Raw genomic sequence first — 15,783 nt, forward strand, 5'->3', positions numbered from 1 at the left:
ACTAATCACCTTTCTTAGCCGACTTTAATACAGCTTGTTCGAGACAAATAGCATTTTCCGATACATTGGTAGAAACGTAAAAAGCGACGTTCACTAGGTACCCTTGTAAAGATGTGACATCTAATTGATTGACTAAAAATGAGACACGCTCCATTAAGCCTTTGTCGGTAATGAATTTTTCTAATCTAGGACGGAGCGAGCCGTCATCTATGAATTGGAGACGCCAAGGGGTATAAAAAAACTCTGCTAATGTCTCGAGCAATAAATCCTGTCTTTTTGGCACTTCAAAACGAGCAACCATGACGATTAATGGATGCTCCTCATTCTTTTTCATAGGTGCTACTTGCTTCTTAGTCGATTTCATTATGAATCGTCAGCATTTTATGAGCCGGAGCAATTTTTTCAGATACCGTAATAATTTTCGCTGTTGAACATACATCACCTTTTTTATGCGCAAAAGCCTACCGACTACACGACCATTGGCGCCCGCCTTCGATGAATGTGCCGCAATAATATCTAGCTGTATTTTTTAAATATTGCTCTTACTTGCAAAAAGGTTTGTAAATCCTTTTTTAGCTGGATCGCTGCTTTTGAGCTTCTCCAATCTTATCCATACGTAAAATAAGTTGAACGATCTTCAGAAGTAAACACTCCTTCATCTTTAATAAGCACCTGTTCTCGCTAAAACTACGTAAAGTGTTTTGATGATAATTTTAAAATCCATCCAAAAAGAATGATGATCAACGTATTCTAGGTCATATAAAATTTTTTGTCCGTGAGAAATAGTAGAGCGACCGTTAATTTGAGCAAGCCCTGTTATACCTGGCTTTACTTCTAAACGTCGTGCCTGTATCGGGTTATAGGCATTTGTTATGGTCGGAACTTCTGGTCGTGGTCCAACCATACTCATATCTCCTTTTAAAACATTAATGAGCTGTGGAATTTCATCAATACTTAACTTCCGAAGAATTGCCCCAACCTTCGTGATTCGCGCATCCTGTTCAGTTTTAAAAAAATAATCATCCGGGATTCCGTCCGCACACATAGTAGGCATTTTGACTGGAATTGCCTGAATGGTCATTGTCCGCAGCTTCCAAATAACAAAGCGCTGATGATTCTGTCCGGTACGGATTTGTTTAAAAAAAACAGGGCGGCCTGTTTTCACAAGTAGAATGAGGAATACTACTAACATGAGAGGAATGGTTATGAAAAGTAATAGGAGTGCCCCCGCAATATCAAAAATTCGCTTTCCGTACTGACTATAAAAATTAATAGCCTGAGCTGACTGCCCGTGCAATTCATCATCCTTTGCATTTTTTTAGCACTTAACTTTATATATTCATTTTGGATATTTATAGAACTACTTTTGAACAAGCAATTTGATAATAAAATGAAAAAAAGGAGTTATTTCAAAATTATTTTTGAATAACCCCTAACATTCATTCATGTATATTCACCCTTGTATAATCTGCGCCTCGCATGTAATTTCAACATTTCCTTTTAACGCCTTACTAATCATACATGTTTGCTCTGCTTTCTCTGCTAATCGATGAATTCTCTTTTGTTCTTGCTCAGTTGCATTTTGTACAACAATCCTTGGCTTATGTATGATTTTCTCATACGTAAAAACACCGTTCGTGACATCCACAAAACCTTCAGCTTGCATAGACAAATCCAACACAGTAATCTTTGAATTTTCAAGTAACGCAGCCAGTGTAATTAAATAGCACGTTGCTGCCGCTCCAAGCAACATTTCATCAGGGTTCGTCCCAATCCCTGGTCCATTCATTTCTTTCGGAATAGAAATTTTCGTATGTAGATTGTCTGCAGCAATAGTGCCCGTCCCATTTCTCCCCCCCGACCATTGTAAATTCATATTAAATAGATGTTGAACCATATGAAATCCTCCTTTTCATTATATGCAATTCTGCGCTCTACCTGATCACTTTTCTTGATTACCCGACCAATTCTAGTACCTACCTAATCGTTTTGCAAGGCACTAATGCAACATCCAATAGTAAAGAAAACAGGAAAACTGATTTTATGGTAAAATAGAAAAAACAATTCTTTAGGAGATTTAAAAATGATTTTAACAAAGCAACAAGCAGTACAAGCACTTAAAAAGAACAAATTTATCGGTTTTACTACTAAAACAGGAAATATCATTATGAAAAAGATGAATAAAACCGATTATAATATTTTTGTATTTGAAGAAGACAAAGATAAACCAGTGCGTTATGTAGGTTCTATTATGAACGTGATGGCGACAATGAGCGACAAAGCTTCTAATAAAGATTTCGTCATTGTGGAGCAGCTTTCTACTCAAAATAAAGAAGAGGCTAAATCTGTTGTAAAAGATGAAGTCAAAGAAGTAGCTCAACCTGTAGAGAAACATGAAGTGAAAGAAGCTGCAAAGCCTGTAGAAAAAAAGGCAGTCAAAGAAGCCAAAAAAGAAAAAGTAGAAAAAACAGCTGACTTTGATGAAGAAAGACGTGCCATTTCAGGTTACGAAGGCTTATATGATGTAACAGCGAGCGGTCGAATCATTACAGTGCGCGAAAATCGTCCATTAGCTCGATGCAACGATGAATATGGTTTCCATATTGTTCGACTAACAAAAGAAGGTACTGCATCAAGTCACAATGTATTTGAACTTTGGAAGCAAGCGTACCCAGAGCTTGAACAAACAAATTTTAAAGGTGCCTTAAAAGCGAAATATGGTACAGGCTGCAAACTAACTGATAAACCAGGAATACACTTTTAGTAGGTGTCACAAAATCCCCGCGTCATTGCATTGACGCAGGGGATTTTTTACATACCTTTTCTATTCCTGCTCGATTAATTTCGCTAATAAACCCCTTAAAAATAGATTGATCGATAAAATAGTCTTTTTATTTTTTAGTCATTCATAACTTGAACCTTATTCTATAACCTCCCATTATCATATTCGTTTCTACTTAGCATATATTTTATCAATTATGCCTCGGCATAAAGAATATATAGGGTGGAGGAATTTTGCAGTTGAGTGCAATGATACTTGGTGGTTTTCTTTTTTTTAGCGCTAGCATAGGAGGAGCTCTAGCTTGGATATTCTCTAGGCTATTCCAACATACAACCCATGGATTATCATTACTATGTGGGGGATTTTTAGTTGGCTTACTTGTAGTAGACGTTATTCCTTCTTCTTTCCAACTATACCAATCACTCGGCCTTTTACTTGGCATTTTGTTGGGCTATTTAATGTTTGAAGTACTTAATAGTTTATTTCACACTTCCCATACTCAAAATCCCTCAGTATCACTACTAGCAATCGCTATCATTATCCACACTATTCCAATGAGTCTTACGATCGGACAGTTATTAGGGAATGCCGCATTAAGTATTACGCTAACAGCTTCTATTATTCTACATCATCTACCAGAAGGTTTTGCACTTTCAACAGCATTACTATCACAAGGAGAAAGGCTTTGGAGACTCTTTATTTATTTTATAGCATTTTCGATTTTCTTTAGTACTTTTATACAGATCGGCCAATATTGGGAGTTATCTGATAAAGCACAGGGAGTACTAATGGGCGTATCAATTGGGTTAATCGCAACCGCCAGTATTTCGGAATTTATTTTGCATCATATTCGTTCAGTTACGCTGAAATCCCTTATAGCATACGTTTTATTAGGATATTTATTAAGCCACGTATTTCATATGCTGGTCGAATAAAAAAGCAATCCACCCAATATTGTGGATTGCTTCTTTTTTATTATTCGTCGTCACCAACTAACATTAATGTTAGTGTTAGGATTTTAGAGAATTGTGCACGTGTAAGGTTACCTTTTGGATTAAATTGACCGTTTGTTCCATCAACAACACCTAATTGCTTTAATAATCCGATTGCTTCAACCGTTTCCTTACGCATTTTGTTTTTGTCTGTAAATGGGTTATTTTTGCTAACCTTACTTACATCATATTCCATTGCTTCTAAATAACTTGCTGTTACATATGCCATTTCCTCACGCGTAACAGGTTTATATGGTTCAAATTTAGCGCCATCAAAAATATCGATTAAGCCATATTCCTCTAAAATCGCTACTTCCTTCGCACCCGGGTATTTTGCCAAATCTTTATATGTAGCAGGACCTTCATAATCTTTATTCACATCTAACCCAGAAGCACGGAAAATCATAGAAGCTAATTGTCCACGTGTTACTTGTCCATTCGGATTAAATGTTGAAGAAGTTGTACCCTTTATAATGTCTGCTTGGAACAGTAATTGGATATAGCCCTCAGCCCAATGTCCAATAGTATCCGTGAAGTAACCGCCTGGTTTTAACTTGAAATCATCTTCCTGCATTGATCCTACAAATGCATTCAAATCTTTATCACTTAAAGCTTGCCATTTTCCTTCAGCATAAACCTCTGCCTTAAATGTATTTCCAGATGGAGTAAATTTCATTTGAATAACTTCACCAAAAAGCTCTTTAAATTCTTTTTGCTCCTGTGCAGTCATTTTATTCGTTTTCAATAGTCCTTGTAACGAAAGCTTTAATGTTATACTATTTTTCGTCGCGACTACTGACATTTCTTTATCTTCATATGCTAATTTAGCGATTACTAGTGTTTTATAAAGATCTTGGTAAGTCATTGATTGCACTTGTTTAGTCGCTGCAACTGCCTGTTTAGGGTGGATAAAGCTAGCAACATCTACAGTTTCTTGTGCATTTGCTTGTAACCCAAAACCTCCTGTCAAACATGCAATACTAAGCGCTCCAGCTAAAAATGTTTTCTTCATCATTCTTTCCCCTTTCAATTCATAAATTCAGTTTACTAAAATAATCATTAGTAAATCTATAAAAATATGTAAATTATTCAAAATTATAAAAAAGTCCTATTTTTCATAAAATAAAAAGTTACTAAATCACAAGTAAACTTAAAATAATTTATGACATAATTTCTACAGTGAATCGGTTAATTTCCTCAACAATTCTACTGAAATGTATCAATATTCTTCATTTTGAATAAACATCCTATCTTTATTTGTCTAGGAAAAATAGTAAATCTATTTTTCTATTAATAGGTATAAAGTGATACTAGCAAACGCCCATTCATGCTCTACAAATCATATTTGCATAGGATATCGGGATATTCTACATTTACGATTTTGCCTTTGAATTCTATCAAAACACTAATTATCTTTTAAGGGATAAAATGTCACTTTCTCGAGTGGCATTTTTTTATTGTTATTAGACCATACTTGAATGATTATGTAATTTGCATTAGCGTAAATTTTTATAGCATTATAATAATTGAGGCTTTCATTTGATTTTCCAATGTCGAAAGCAGTAGTATGGAGTTGTGATAAGGGATACATCAAATATCCATATAATTATATTAGTGTAACAATTTCAAAGGAGGAATTTAGGATGAATTATCAAAATATTACAGTTGCAGGTAGCGGTGTTCTAGGTAGTCAAATTGCTTATCAATCAGCTTTTAAAGGTTTTAATGTAACCGTTTACGACATTAATGATGAGGCATTAAAAAATGCACAAGATCGTATTTCAAATTTAAAACCATTATATCAACAAGATTTAGGTGCGACTCAAGAAGAAGTGGATGCTGCATATGCACGTTTATCATTTAATAGTGATTTATCGGAAGCGGTTGCAAATGCTGATCTTGTAATTGAGGCGATTCCTGAAGTTGTTAAAATTAAAACAGAATTTTACACAAATCTTGGAAAAGTGGCTCCTGCTAAAACAATCTTTGCGACAAACTCATCAACGTTATTACCAAGCCAATTTGCAGAAGCAACTGGCCGTCCAGAAAAGTTTTTAGCACTTCACTTTGCAAATACGATTTGGAAAAACAACACAGCCGAAATTATGAAACACCCAGGCACTGATATGAAAGTCTTCGATGAGGTCGTAGAATTTGCCCGTGCAATCGGCATGGTTCCACTTCCATTATATAAAGAACAACCAGGCTATATTTTAAATTCATTACTAGTACCATTTTTAGATGCTGCTGAATCACTATTAGTTAAAGAAGTAGCAGACCCAGAAACGATCGACAAAACATGGATGATCGGAACAGGCGCACCACTAGGTCCATTCGCCATCCTTGACATTGTCGGTATTAATACAGCTTTCAACATTGTAGAAGCGAAAGCCGCTGCTACTGGTGAAGAAAACTTAAAAAAATTAGCCAACCTCTTAAAAACAGAGTATATCGATAAAGGCAAACTAGGCCGCGCAACAGGTGAAGGCTTCTATAAATATCCAAATCCAAACTTCGCAAAACCAGATTTCCTAAAAGGCTAATCAATCAAAAAAACGATGTGCATAGTGTCTTCGCTATGTACATCGTTTTTTATTTTTTCAAGGTGTCGACATCGGTTGCGATATAAAGTGATCGAGTGGCTTTTCATCCGCTCGGGTTGGTCGCGAATGTGATCGGGTCGTGCCTCAATCCGCTCGGGTTGGTCGCAAATGTGATCAGGGCGTGCCTCAATCCGCTCGGGTTGGCCCCAAATGTGATCGGGTCACTACTTCATCCGCTCGGGTTCGCTGCAAATGTGATCGGCTAGCTACTAATTAATTAGGTTGCCAGCTCAATCCATCTACATAGACAGTTCACGAGAAAAAGTCCCAAAAACTAGGCGCATCTTGAAATTTTACTGTAGCAAGCTTTTCTATAATTTTTAATTTAATTTCCTGCTCCAAGTCTTCCCTTTCTTGATAATCTGTATTGTGTAAACAATGTTTAATTTTAGGTATGAAATTCTCTATAATTGTTAGAGTCTCTTCGTTATGTTGGTTGTCTAAATATGCCATAGGTTAGTCCCCCTTTATTTAGTGTATTACCTGAGTTTATTTAAAGCCTTCCTGTGAAGGTTTGATATATTTTGTGGAGTTGTTTGTAATGTTTGGGCTATTTCTTTTATAGAAAGCTCTTTTACATAAATCATCTCTAAAATTTGGAGCTGTCTAACCGTTAGTTTTTGTAAGGATTTTAAAAGTTGTTCATCCTCAATATGGTCTAATAGCCCTTTCCCAACTATATGATCAAGCTCTTTTTCATGGCTTGTATCTTCTATTTGCTCGATTGCAGTCGTTCCACCTTCTTCAGATAAGCCCTTATCTAATATTAATAAAGTATGCTTTTGCAGCTTTCTCCTTTTTTTATCAAAATCTAAACTAAAGAAATAAATTAAATTACTAACGTATTTGATTTTCCTAACATTTATATAGTGAGATTGGAAAGATTCATCAACGCGTTTTTTATTACTATCAGTTGGACATAAGATCGCCTTTTGCACCAAATACAGATTTTTAGAATCCGACAAAAAGCTTTTAATAATCGGATTATTGACCTGTTCATTATTCCTATAGAAGAATTCCTCTATTTTTTGATTATCTTTCTCCATGTAATAAACCCTCCTATATATCCGCCTTCTTTCTATATAAAGTGAATGTACTATCTATATTATAAACCAAAATAAGAACAAATGTTCCTATTCGAAGATAAAAAAATCACCTTTATAGACAAAAAGGTGATTCAACAATAGACATGAAACCGGGACAAAATAATATTTTTTAACAGTTAAGTTGTGTTTCTATAGAAAGACATCTCTTTACATTTTATAGTGTTTAAATGTTGGTGTTCGTACCAAGCAATAAGGGATTATCAGAGGAGGTTGATTTACATGATAGTACCAGAGAATGTTTCAATGTGGATTAGCTTAATAGGAAATTTTGGGTTTCCAATTGCCTTAACAGTTTATCTGTTCATTCGATTTGAACGGAAAATAGATAAATTAGAATCTGTCATCATGGAGTTATCCGAAGTGATAAAATCTCTTCATTTCAAAAAAGGTGGGTGATTTTGTTGTAATTTATTGCTAAAAAGTTTATCTTTTCAGTATGATTGTAATTTATAGGAGGGGAAATTTATGATTGCCTACAGGAGAATTGCTGTACTATATTTTCTTATTATGTTCTTGAGCATTTTTATTGCCACACAGATGAACAGTATATTAACTGGTGTATTGATTCTTGCTTTTTTGTATTGGTTTTTTATTGGTTTTCCTTATTTATTACAAGAAAAGTTTAGGTTTTTCGAGGTATGTTGGAGCTGGTTAACTAAAGGTGGCAGAATAGGCCCTAGAAATTAAAAATTCACCCTTTGAATTAACTGAATATTCCAAATCAAAATGAACTTTGTTCCAATTGATCCCATTCATTTTCTAAGGTCTTTATCAAATTTTTATTTCAAGCATACTATACATCAATAAAAGGATCGATTGGAGGCAATTATGACTAGCAGCAATAAAATTGCATCGACCAATATTGTGTTGTCAATTTTACTTGTTCTAGGTATCACTTTTCATTATTTTTACAATCAATCACCCATTCAAATTGAACGCTTAGGTATTTTAGGGTTATGGCTAGCATGTCCATTATCAATCATCAATATCGTCCTGAGTGTAAAGCTACTGAAACATAAAACGAGCAAACGCTAATAGCTTCGTCACGTTTATGATGGTGGCGATCGCCATAAATACAAGACTCCAAATAGAGGTTAACATGCTATTTGGAGTTTTTCATTTTAAAGAAATAACACCATATAATCTTCATCAAAATATTGCTGATCTATTTTTAATGCCCTCTTCTCCGTTCCAAAAACCTCAAAACCTAAAGAACAATACAGACCTTTTGCTGAAGCATTCGAGGATACAACCGATAGAGTAAGCTGCTCCACTCCCTTTAACTCTCTCGCCTTGTTAATGGCTTCAACCATTAAACGCTTGCCAATGCCAAGTCCACGTTTTTTCGGAGAAACATAAACAGCAAAGATACTAGCTTTGTGCTTTAACTTAAGCTTGCTTTCCTGCACTAACGTCGCAACGCCCACTAAGTCTTCATGATCAAATACCCCTAGTGTATAAGAAGATTCAAATCTGCTGGCAAAAAACTCAATCGGATTATCCTTTACCTCCTCAAAGCTGGAGCCAAATGCCTCGGGACTATTTTGTAGTGCTTCTAATCTTAAATTTCGATAGGCTTCAGCATCTGCAGCTGTTAAAAGTCTACTATTCATGTATTCCCCCCCTACGATACTTTTCAGACAATTATAAAAAGACTTTCATGTACTTTCAACACAAAGTTTCCTAAAATAGGAATAACAGCATAAAGGAGAATCTAAAATATGAAATCTAACAGTATGGCGCATCATTTTCATACATTACAGGAGCAGCGAGCTCACTACCTACCTCGCATTCATTCACTCTCGCAGGAACAACTATGGCATCGTGAGAAAGAAGGGAAATGGTCTATCGGTGAACACTTCTTTCACCTTTATCTAATCCTCAAAATGCTTAAAAATGCAACAAAGTTATCCTTACTACTGACGCCTTACGCTAAAATGCGAAGAAACAAACCATTCGCTACTGAAATACATGATATTTACGAGGAATATAAAAAGAAAAAGGGACGAGGCATGAGAGCACCAGGAATATTAGTGCCTCCCTCCAACATACGTTTTACGCTGAGCAGCGACGAAATTGAACAAATACTAGTAAACGAAACGAACGCCATGCAAAAATTAGTAAAAAATATCGAGGAGGATATTGCCGGGCATATTGTCTTCCCAGATCCTATCGCGCACTATCCCAACCTTATACAATCTATCCAGCTACTTGCTATTCACGAAAAGCATCATTTTAGAATAATAGAGGAGCAATATAATGAATTAATTGCCACTGGCGAAGTTTTAATCTAAACGATATTGCAATTAGAAGATTTTATTTAGGAAAAGAGGTTAGAAATATGATTATTTTAGGAAATGTTGTGGATGATCAAGGTAGATGTAAACACTATTCTACTAAACAAGATACTATTTCCATTAAGTTTAAATGTTGCGGAGAGTTTTACCCTTGCTATAAATGTCATGAGGAAAATACAGATCATAACATTCAGCCCTGGAAGCAAGAGGATTTTGAGGAAAAGGCCATTTTTTGTGGTGTATGTAAAAATGTTTTAACCATTCATGAATATATGAATAGTAAAACATGTAAGCATTGTCATACTCTTTTCAATCCAAATTGCAGTAAGCATTTTCATATATACTTTGGGACGGATCATAATTCTACATGTAGTTTTTAAAAATATGTGTATTCATCATGTCTAAATAAAGCATTTGGCAAAGCCTTAGAAGAGCTAGTTTCTTCAAGGTTTTTTCTTTTTATAGTTTGTTAGTCTCGAAAACATCTACATCTAATTTCAACACCAAAATATTGATAGTATGTCAGTTATCTACAAAAGTCGATACATTAGTTAAAAACGATAAGAAACTCCTTAAATAACAAGGATACATGATTTAGAACGCGGAACTCTCACATAAAGAATAACTACCTGAAACAGAAAAAGATAACAATTGTCAGCAAATTCCGACATTGATTATTGACTCAGTGTCACTTTTATTTTAGTATAGGCTTATATTCAAAGTTTTATAAATACTAGAAAGAAGTTGATTGATGGAACGCACTATTTAAACAAAGGGGCTGAAAAAATGGTTAATAACAATCATAATATGGATGACATCATGGAACGGGAGCAAGGTCTGAATAAAGGACTATCCACGAAGCAAATTACGATGATAGCCATCGGTGGAGCAATCGGAACTGGTTTATTTCTAGGTAGTAGCTTAGCAATTGGTCTTGCTGGTCCAAGTGTTATTCTTAGCTATTCAGTCGGTGCTGTTATCGCATTATTATTGATGGGCTGTCTTGCAGAAATGACGGTAGCTCATCCTACAACAGGATCCTTCGGTGCATATGCTGAAAAATATGTGAATTCATGGGCTGGCTTTACTATTCGATATGCTTATTGGTTTTCGTTAATCTGTTCAATTGGAACAGAGGTTACGGCCGTTGCACTTTACATGAATTACTGGTTCCCAAGCGTACCAAATGCTGTTTGGATTATATTGTTTGCTGCTATACTGCTTTATGTAAACGCTACCACTGTTAAATTATTTGGTGTCGTAGAATATTGGTTCTCTGTTGTTAAAATCGTTGCGATTGTTGGTTTTATCATATTAGCTTCTTTCGTTATTTTCGGTGCAGATGCCTCATCAAATATCGGCATCCAAAACTATGTCAATGATCGCGGATTTTTCCCAAATGGTTTCTGGGGTATGTGGATGGGGATTTTTGTTTCTTTATTTAGTTATTTAAGCATTGAAATGATAGCCGTTAGCGCTGGTGAAGCTGAAGATCCAAAGAAGGCTGTTCCAATCGCGTTAAAATCAGCTATCATTCGTCTGATTTTGTTCTATATCCTTACGCTTGCACTTATGCTAATGATCGTTCCTTGGGGAATGGCAGGGACAGACAAGAGCCCATTCGTGAAAGTAATGGAAATATTAAATATTCCAGGGGCAGCATCTGTCATGAATTTTGTCGTTTTAATCGCCGCACTTTCTGCTATGAATAGTCAGTTGTACATCTCAACACGTATGGTGTTCTCGCTCTCACGTGGTGGCTTTGCACCAAAGAAACTAGGCGAGCTAAACAAAAGACAAGTACCCACGAAGGCATTATTTGCATCAGTTATCGGTATTGTGATCGCCGCTGCATTTTCGATTTTTAAGCCCGAATCAGCCTTGTCACTAATGATTTCTATATCAAGCTTTGGAGCAATGTTCGCATGGTTTATGATTTTTATTACTCATCTATTTTTCCGTAAAAAATATAAAGCGGTCGATGGCGAAAAACTGCCGGTACGAATGATTGGGTATCCTTATTTAACAATCCTAGGTGCCGTTCTATTAGCTTCTGTTGTACTATCAACATGGTTCTCACCAGACTTTAGGCCAACCCTGCTCGTTGGCTTCCCAAGTCTCCTCGTTATTTCCATTGGCTACATTGTTTGGAAAAGAGTAACCGAAGCGAAGAGACGTTTAATGGCTAATGAGCCGGAAAAAGAGCAAGTAAAAATGACTTAGATAAATAATACCTTCAAGTTTGAACACTTTAAGTCAAACTTGAAGGTATTTTTTAGCGACTGTCTTCTCGATAGAAAACCTTAAAAATGCTTTTCCATAGCTAGCACTTCTTGTACGCGGAAAAGCATGAGCCTCACAAGACTCATGCCTAAAGATTCGTCCTATTAAAATAACATCGTTTTACTTCCTTAATTTCTTTATACTTTCTCGTTATGCTACCACTTCACGTTCGTTTTTGAATTGCTCATATAATTTTTCATCCATAATCGCTTTTAAAATTTGAACAACTTCATATACTTCCTCAAATGTATTATAAAGCGCTACCGGCGCAATACGAATGCCATTCGGCGCTCTAAAATCAGGAATAACTCCCTTCATCTTCAAAGCCTTACAAATACGAGCCGAATCCGCATGTGTAATAAAGACATGACCGCCACGTAGTTCATTGCTCACCGGGCAATTTAATTCAAAATCGTATTCACTTAAATATTGCTTGTATAGCTGAATGAAGTACCCTGTTAGCTGGATCGATTTCTCCCGAATACGGTGAATCCCCGCTTCATTAAAGACTTCAAGCGCACCTAGAAGCGGTGCTAAGCTTAATACATGCGGTGTACCCATTTGATAGGCGCTCACATTATTTGCTTGTATAAGACTCGTTTCCATATCAAATTGCTTCTCTTTATCAGAGCTGAACCAACCTGCTAGCCCCGGCTTCGTACCAAAATGCTTTTCGTGCACGAATAAACCAGCAACAGCACCTGGGCCACCGTTTAAATGCTTATAGTTACACCAAAAGGCAAAGTCAACATCCCAGTCATGTAGTGAGTGCTCAACTGAACCAACTGAGTGGCACAGGTCAAAGCCGATTACAATACCACGCTTATGCGCCTCTTTTGTTAGCGCTTTCAAATCAAGTATTTGACCACTACGATATAACACCCCCGGCAGGATGATCAATGCCACATCATCAGTCATCGCTGCAACAATATCCTCATGCGTATAACAGTGCCCGTCCTGACTACGTACATATTGAATATGATCCTCGATATTTTCATAGTGCATCCCCAGCTGACTTTGCACTGCATATAAGTCTGTTGGAAAATTCAATTCATCTATTACTATTTTCGTTTTTTTGCCTGTTGGCTTATAAAACGTTGCAATCATTTGATGCAGATTTACAGTAGTTGAGCCTGTAGCAATGACCTCTTCGGGCTTCGCACCAACGATCTTTGAAAGCTGTACGCCCACCTGCTCCGACAAATAAAACCAAGGATTCTCTCCTTGTGTCCATCCATCAATGCCATGCTGCTTCCAAGTTTCTAAAAGTGTTAGCAAACTTGCCTCTGCCCTCTTCGATAATAGCCCTAATGAGTTACCATCGAAATAGATCTTTTCTGGCTGAATATAAAATTGCTCTCTAAATTGTTTTAAATCATCATTTTTGTCTAAAAAAGTTGCGTATTCTCTTGTTGGATTAAATTCCATTATAAACACCCCTCTTTTGAAATGATGGCAGCATCGTAACTTTTTACTACCTTATACCCATCTTATCAAAAAGTGACACAGTGTCAATATTTTTAACAAAAGAATTTCCGTACTCTAAATATAGTTTTTGAGGCACAAAGCAGAAAAAACCTCCAACAAAGGAGGTTAATCTGTATAAAGACCTTCAATATAAAAATGGACGATTAAATCTACATTCTGTTCAATGGAAACGTTTGGATCTTGCAGGCAACGCCATAGTAAATTCTCATTAATGTGATACCACATATGTGCAACATCCTTGGCATTAAGATGGTGCTTCGCAATATTATTATTTTGCACATATAAAATATCCTTCTCAATATGATCAATAAAATGCTGCTGAACAAGAGACCATTTTTCTCGAACCTCCTCTGAAACACCAATCGCCTCAAGCACTAACCTCATTAGTTTTTCATTTTCAATGCCTTGCTTATTGAAAGCCTTTACCTGATATATAATTTGCTCCCTTGCCTCTTCCTTCGATTTCGGAACAAAGCTCAGCATCGCAATATTGTACATTTTCTCAAGCAGTGAATCGATAATCTCTATTAAAAGTGCATCCTTATTCGAAAAATATACATAGGCCGTACCATGCCCCACTCCAGCTTCTTTAATAATTTGCTTCATCGTCGACTTCTGAAAGCCCTGCTCAAAAAATACCCTCTTGCCTGCCTCTATCAATGTATTACGCGTTTCACGAGCACGATCCTGCTTAATCTGACTACAGTTCTTCATAATTCACCAACTTCCAAATTCTATCTACCTCTATTATACAAAAATAACAAGGAGTTGGACATTTTGTAGAAGAAGTGTGGAGTCTACACAGAAATATTGATTTAGCAGCGTCGAAAACTACATAAAAAAGAACCGAAAAGATTCGATTCAGTGTTTATTCATATATTCCTAAATGGAGTTCCCTACAAAATGATTCTATCGTGTCACGCTCTTCTTTTGGCAATGCGTCGTACTCAACCAGATATTGTGCTGAAAAGTCTTCTAGCTCCTGATAACTGACTTCTCTTGCCAGGACGATTCCATTGACCTTATTTGCCAATTCGTTTGCAGTCACAATATCCGTAAACGCAAAGGCCTGTTCTTCATCATCCGTAAATGGTTGGAGGTCAACTTCTCCCTGGTAATAGCGATCATCTACTTGCACTACGTAATATCTAATTGAATCCATTATACACCTCCCCAATGCATGATGTTCATTATATCCTTAAAAAGCAGATGAATACTCTTGTTAAAGATTGCTAAAGTAGCATTCGTAAAAACTTTTCAAAATTCACGCCTGCTTCGCGTGGAATTTGTTCTTTCGATGTCGCTTCAATCGAAGCGGCTAAAAATGCTTCCGCAAGTTTCATTGATTCGACTAAATCCTGACCGCGCATCATGCCACCCATGATAACGGATGCAAACAAATCACCTGTGCCCGAATAGCTCTCGCCGTTGTATTCCCGAATGCTTGAAAATGAACGTTGTGCATCGACATACATATTGCCTACATAACGCTTGCTTGCATCTGCTGGCGGCGGATTCAAACCGGTAATAATGACGTTCGCACCAGTTGTCTGCTGTAGCTGATGGCCCGCTTCCTCTAACGCCTTTATATAATCTGCATCGTCTTGATAGCTTTGTAGCTTCTCATAGGACAAACCTGTAAGCAGGCAGCATTCTGTAATATTAGGTGTAATAATATCTGCACTCTTCACGAGCGCTTTCATACGATCAAGCAACTCGCCTGTATACATTTTATAGACCTCGCCCAAATCGCCCATGACAGGATCAACAAGCAACGTCGTTTCACTCGAATGAAACACATTTAAAAATCGAAAAATATTATCGATTTGCTCCTTGCCTGTCACAAAGCCAGTATGTATGCCATCAAAGGTCGCGCCAAGTTTGCTCCACTCATCTACAAAATAGTCCATCTTTGGCGTCAAATCCTCACAATAAAAACTCGGATATCCAGTTTGCGCCGTTAAAATTGCAGTTGGTAATGGTACGGCCTGAACCCCCATCACTGACAGCACAGGCATCGCAGCCGTTAACGAGCACTTCCCAAAGGATGACATATCCTGAATTACCGCAACTTTTTTCATCATACTCCCCACCTAACTGTCTTGCTTGTCTTCTCTTCATCGTATCATACTTGGAAAGATGCGAAAATGCGTACTCTTATATAAAAGCAAACTGACCTTTAATATTTTTATCAAATTGGCACTTTTACGATAGTCAGTCCTTTGTTAAAGT

At 36.6% G+C, this 15,783-nt stretch carries 19 protein-coding genes; 8 read left to right on the forward strand and 11 right to left on the reverse strand.

Features of this window, described 5'->3' with window-relative positions:
• Nucleotide 1: 1 nt before the first annotated feature.
• The 3 genes from MWJ95_RS17240 to MWJ95_RS17250 form a co-directional block, all read right to left on the reverse strand.
• Nucleotides 2–334: a hypothetical protein gene (locus tag MWJ95_RS17240; protein ID WP_249075038.1), complete on the reverse strand. Its 333-nt coding sequence runs from the start codon at nucleotides 332–334 to the stop codon at nucleotides 2–4.
• 327 nt (nucleotides 335–661) lie between these two features.
• The gene (locus MWJ95_RS17245) at nucleotides 662–1,297 is read right to left on the reverse strand and encodes a sugar transferase (RefSeq protein WP_283164741.1); all 636 of its coding nucleotides are present in this window, start codon (nucleotides 1,295–1,297) and stop codon (nucleotides 662–664) included.
• 156 nt (nucleotides 1,298–1,453) lie between these two features.
• Nucleotides 1,454–1,897, reverse strand: coding sequence for an OsmC family protein (locus tag MWJ95_RS17250; protein ID WP_249106810.1), 444 nt, complete (start codon nucleotides 1,895–1,897; stop codon nucleotides 1,454–1,456).
• 186 nt (nucleotides 1,898–2,083) lie between these two features.
• Between MWJ95_RS17250 and MWJ95_RS17255 the strand changes: the two genes are divergently transcribed.
• Both MWJ95_RS17255 and MWJ95_RS17260 read left to right on the forward strand, forming a co-directional pair.
• Nucleotides 2,084–2,764 (forward strand): NUMOD4 domain-containing protein, encoded by a 681-nt coding sequence (locus MWJ95_RS17255; protein WP_249106811.1) that lies wholly within the window; start codon nucleotides 2,084–2,086, stop codon nucleotides 2,762–2,764.
• Between the two features lie 266 nt (nucleotides 2,765–3,030).
• Entirely contained in the window at nucleotides 3,031–3,717 is a 687-nt protein-coding gene (locus MWJ95_RS17260) for a ZIP family metal transporter (protein WP_249075128.1), read from the forward strand.
• A gap of 40 nt (nucleotides 3,718–3,757) precedes the next feature.
• Here the strand turns inward: MWJ95_RS17260 and MWJ95_RS17265 are convergent, their stop codons facing one another.
• On the reverse strand, nucleotides 3,758–4,789 hold the full coding sequence (locus MWJ95_RS17265) for an S-layer homology domain-containing protein (RefSeq protein WP_249106812.1): 1,032 nt from the start codon (nucleotides 4,787–4,789) through the stop codon (nucleotides 3,758–3,760).
• A 628-nt stretch (nucleotides 4,790–5,417) separates the two neighbouring features.
• Here MWJ95_RS17265 and MWJ95_RS17270 point away from each other — a divergent pair.
• Nucleotides 5,418–6,317: a 3-hydroxyacyl-CoA dehydrogenase gene (locus MWJ95_RS17270; RefSeq protein ID WP_249106813.1), complete on the forward strand. Its 900-nt coding sequence runs from the start codon at nucleotides 5,418–5,420 to the stop codon at nucleotides 6,315–6,317.
• Nucleotides 6,318–6,629: 312 nt separating this feature from the next.
• On the opposite strand, the gene MWJ95_RS17275 is transcribed toward MWJ95_RS17270, so the two are convergent.
• Nucleotides 6,630–6,830 (reverse strand): hypothetical protein, encoded by a 201-nt coding sequence (locus MWJ95_RS17275; RefSeq protein WP_249106814.1) that lies wholly within the window; start codon nucleotides 6,828–6,830, stop codon nucleotides 6,630–6,632.
• 26 nt (nucleotides 6,831–6,856) lie between these two features.
• Complete coding sequence (locus tag MWJ95_RS17280; protein ID WP_249075032.1) at nucleotides 6,857–7,423, reverse strand: sigma-70 family RNA polymerase sigma factor; 567 nt, start codon at nucleotides 7,421–7,423, stop codon at nucleotides 6,857–6,859.
• Nucleotides 7,424–7,702: 279 nt separating this feature from the next.
• Between MWJ95_RS17280 and MWJ95_RS17285 the strand changes: the two genes are divergently transcribed.
• Nucleotides 7,703–7,879 carry a YvrJ family protein gene (locus MWJ95_RS17285; RefSeq protein ID WP_249075031.1) on the forward strand — a complete coding sequence of 59 codons (177 nt, stop codon included), beginning with the start codon at nucleotides 7,703–7,705 and terminating at the stop codon, nucleotides 7,877–7,879.
• Between the two features lie 432 nt (nucleotides 7,880–8,311).
• Nucleotides 8,312–8,518 (forward strand): hypothetical protein, encoded by a 207-nt coding sequence (locus MWJ95_RS17290; RefSeq protein WP_249075029.1) that lies wholly within the window; start codon nucleotides 8,312–8,314, stop codon nucleotides 8,516–8,518.
• 86 nt (nucleotides 8,519–8,604) lie between these two features.
• Here MWJ95_RS17290 and MWJ95_RS17295 read toward each other — a convergent pair whose 3' ends face one another.
• Nucleotides 8,605–9,096 carry a GNAT family N-acetyltransferase gene (locus tag MWJ95_RS17295; protein ID WP_249106815.1) on the reverse strand — a complete coding sequence of 164 codons (492 nt, stop codon included), beginning with the start codon at nucleotides 9,094–9,096 and terminating at the stop codon, nucleotides 8,605–8,607.
• 108 nt (nucleotides 9,097–9,204) lie between these two features.
• On the opposite strand from MWJ95_RS17295, the gene MWJ95_RS17300 reads away from it, so the two are divergent.
• The 3 genes from MWJ95_RS17300 to MWJ95_RS17310 all read left to right on the forward strand — a co-directional run bounded on the left by MWJ95_RS17300 (nucleotide 9,205) and on the right by MWJ95_RS17310 (nucleotide 12,003).
• Nucleotides 9,205–9,777 carry a DinB family protein gene (locus MWJ95_RS17300; protein ID WP_249106816.1) on the forward strand — a complete coding sequence of 191 codons (573 nt, stop codon included), beginning with the start codon at nucleotides 9,205–9,207 and terminating at the stop codon, nucleotides 9,775–9,777.
• Between the two features lie 47 nt (nucleotides 9,778–9,824).
• Entirely contained in the window at nucleotides 9,825–10,160 is a 336-nt protein-coding gene (locus MWJ95_RS17305; RefSeq protein ID WP_249106817.1) for a CHY zinc finger protein, read from the forward strand.
• Nucleotides 10,161–10,566: 406 nt separating this feature from the next.
• Entirely contained in the window at nucleotides 10,567–12,003 is a 1,437-nt protein-coding gene (locus MWJ95_RS17310) for an amino acid permease (RefSeq protein WP_249106818.1), read from the forward strand.
• 210 nt (nucleotides 12,004–12,213) lie between these two features.
• Here the strand turns inward: MWJ95_RS17310 and kynU are convergent, their stop codons facing one another.
• The 4 genes from kynU to MWJ95_RS17330 all read right to left on the reverse strand — a co-directional run bounded on the left by kynU (nucleotide 12,214) and on the right by MWJ95_RS17330 (nucleotide 15,632).
• A complete protein-coding gene (kynU, locus tag MWJ95_RS17315) occupies nucleotides 12,214–13,500 on the reverse strand; it encodes a kynureninase (RefSeq protein ID WP_249075024.1) in 1,287 nt (428 codons plus the stop codon).
• 156 nt (nucleotides 13,501–13,656) lie between these two features.
• Nucleotides 13,657–14,265 (reverse strand): TetR/AcrR family transcriptional regulator, encoded by a 609-nt coding sequence (locus MWJ95_RS17320; RefSeq protein ID WP_249075023.1) that lies wholly within the window; start codon nucleotides 14,263–14,265, stop codon nucleotides 13,657–13,659.
• A 154-nt stretch (nucleotides 14,266–14,419) separates the two neighbouring features.
• Nucleotides 14,420–14,713 carry a hypothetical protein gene (locus tag MWJ95_RS17325; protein ID WP_249106819.1) on the reverse strand — a complete coding sequence of 98 codons (294 nt, stop codon included), beginning with the start codon at nucleotides 14,711–14,713 and terminating at the stop codon, nucleotides 14,420–14,422.
• 70 nt (nucleotides 14,714–14,783) lie between these two features.
• Entirely contained in the window at nucleotides 14,784–15,632 is an 849-nt protein-coding gene (locus MWJ95_RS17330; RefSeq protein ID WP_249106859.1) for a pyridoxamine kinase, read from the reverse strand.
• Nucleotides 15,633–15,783: the final 151 nt, after the last annotated feature.

This window comes from Lysinibacillus sp. Bpr_S20 (genome assembly GCF_023337835.1).
GTDB lineage: Bacteria > Bacillota > Bacilli > Bacillales_A > Planococcaceae > Lysinibacillus.

Excerpts from the sequence above, each read along its gene's own strand:
- MWJ95_RS17240 (WP_249075038.1), bottom strand. The coding sequence starts at position 334 with ATGAAAAAGAATGAGGAGCATCCATTAATCGTCATGGTTGCTCGTTTT.
- MWJ95_RS17250 (WP_249106810.1), bottom strand. The coding sequence starts at position 1,897 with ATGGTTCAACATCTATTTAATATGAATTTACAATGGTCGGGGGGGAGA.
- MWJ95_RS17255 (WP_249106811.1), top strand. The coding sequence starts at position 2,084 with ATGATTTTAACAAAGCAACAAGCAGTACAAGCACTTAAAAAGAACAAA.
- MWJ95_RS17260 (WP_249075128.1), top strand. The coding sequence starts at position 3,031 with ATGATACTTGGTGGTTTTCTTTTTTTTAGCGCTAGCATAGGAGGAGCT.
- MWJ95_RS17265 (WP_249106812.1), bottom strand. The coding sequence starts at position 4,789 with ATGATGAAGAAAACATTTTTAGCTGGAGCGCTTAGTATTGCATGTTTG.
- MWJ95_RS17270 (WP_249106813.1), top strand. The coding sequence starts at position 5,418 with ATGAATTATCAAAATATTACAGTTGCAGGTAGCGGTGTTCTAGGTAGT.
- MWJ95_RS17275 (WP_249106814.1), bottom strand. The coding sequence starts at position 6,830 with ATGGCATATTTAGACAACCAACATAACGAAGAGACTCTAACAATTATA.
- MWJ95_RS17280 (WP_249075032.1), bottom strand. The coding sequence starts at position 7,423 with ATGGAGAAAGATAATCAAAAAATAGAGGAATTCTTCTATAGGAATAAT.
- MWJ95_RS17285 (WP_249075031.1), top strand. The coding sequence starts at position 7,703 with ATGATAGTACCAGAGAATGTTTCAATGTGGATTAGCTTAATAGGAAAT.
- MWJ95_RS17290 (WP_249075029.1), top strand. The coding sequence starts at position 8,312 with ATGACTAGCAGCAATAAAATTGCATCGACCAATATTGTGTTGTCAATT.
- MWJ95_RS17295 (WP_249106815.1), bottom strand. The coding sequence starts at position 9,096 with ATGAATAGTAGACTTTTAACAGCTGCAGATGCTGAAGCCTATCGAAAT.
- MWJ95_RS17300 (WP_249106816.1), top strand. The coding sequence starts at position 9,205 with ATGAAATCTAACAGTATGGCGCATCATTTTCATACATTACAGGAGCAG.
- MWJ95_RS17305 (WP_249106817.1), top strand. The coding sequence starts at position 9,825 with ATGATTATTTTAGGAAATGTTGTGGATGATCAAGGTAGATGTAAACAC.
- MWJ95_RS17310 (WP_249106818.1), top strand. The coding sequence starts at position 10,567 with ATGGTTAATAACAATCATAATATGGATGACATCATGGAACGGGAGCAA.
- MWJ95_RS17320 (WP_249075023.1), bottom strand. The coding sequence starts at position 14,265 with ATGAAGAACTGTAGTCAGATTAAGCAGGATCGTGCTCGTGAAACGCGT.
- MWJ95_RS17325 (WP_249106819.1), bottom strand. The coding sequence starts at position 14,713 with ATGGATTCAATTAGATATTACGTAGTGCAAGTAGATGATCGCTATTAC.
- MWJ95_RS17330 (WP_249106859.1), bottom strand. The coding sequence starts at position 15,632 with ATGAAAAAAGTTGCGGTAATTCAGGATATGTCATCCTTTGGGAAGTGC.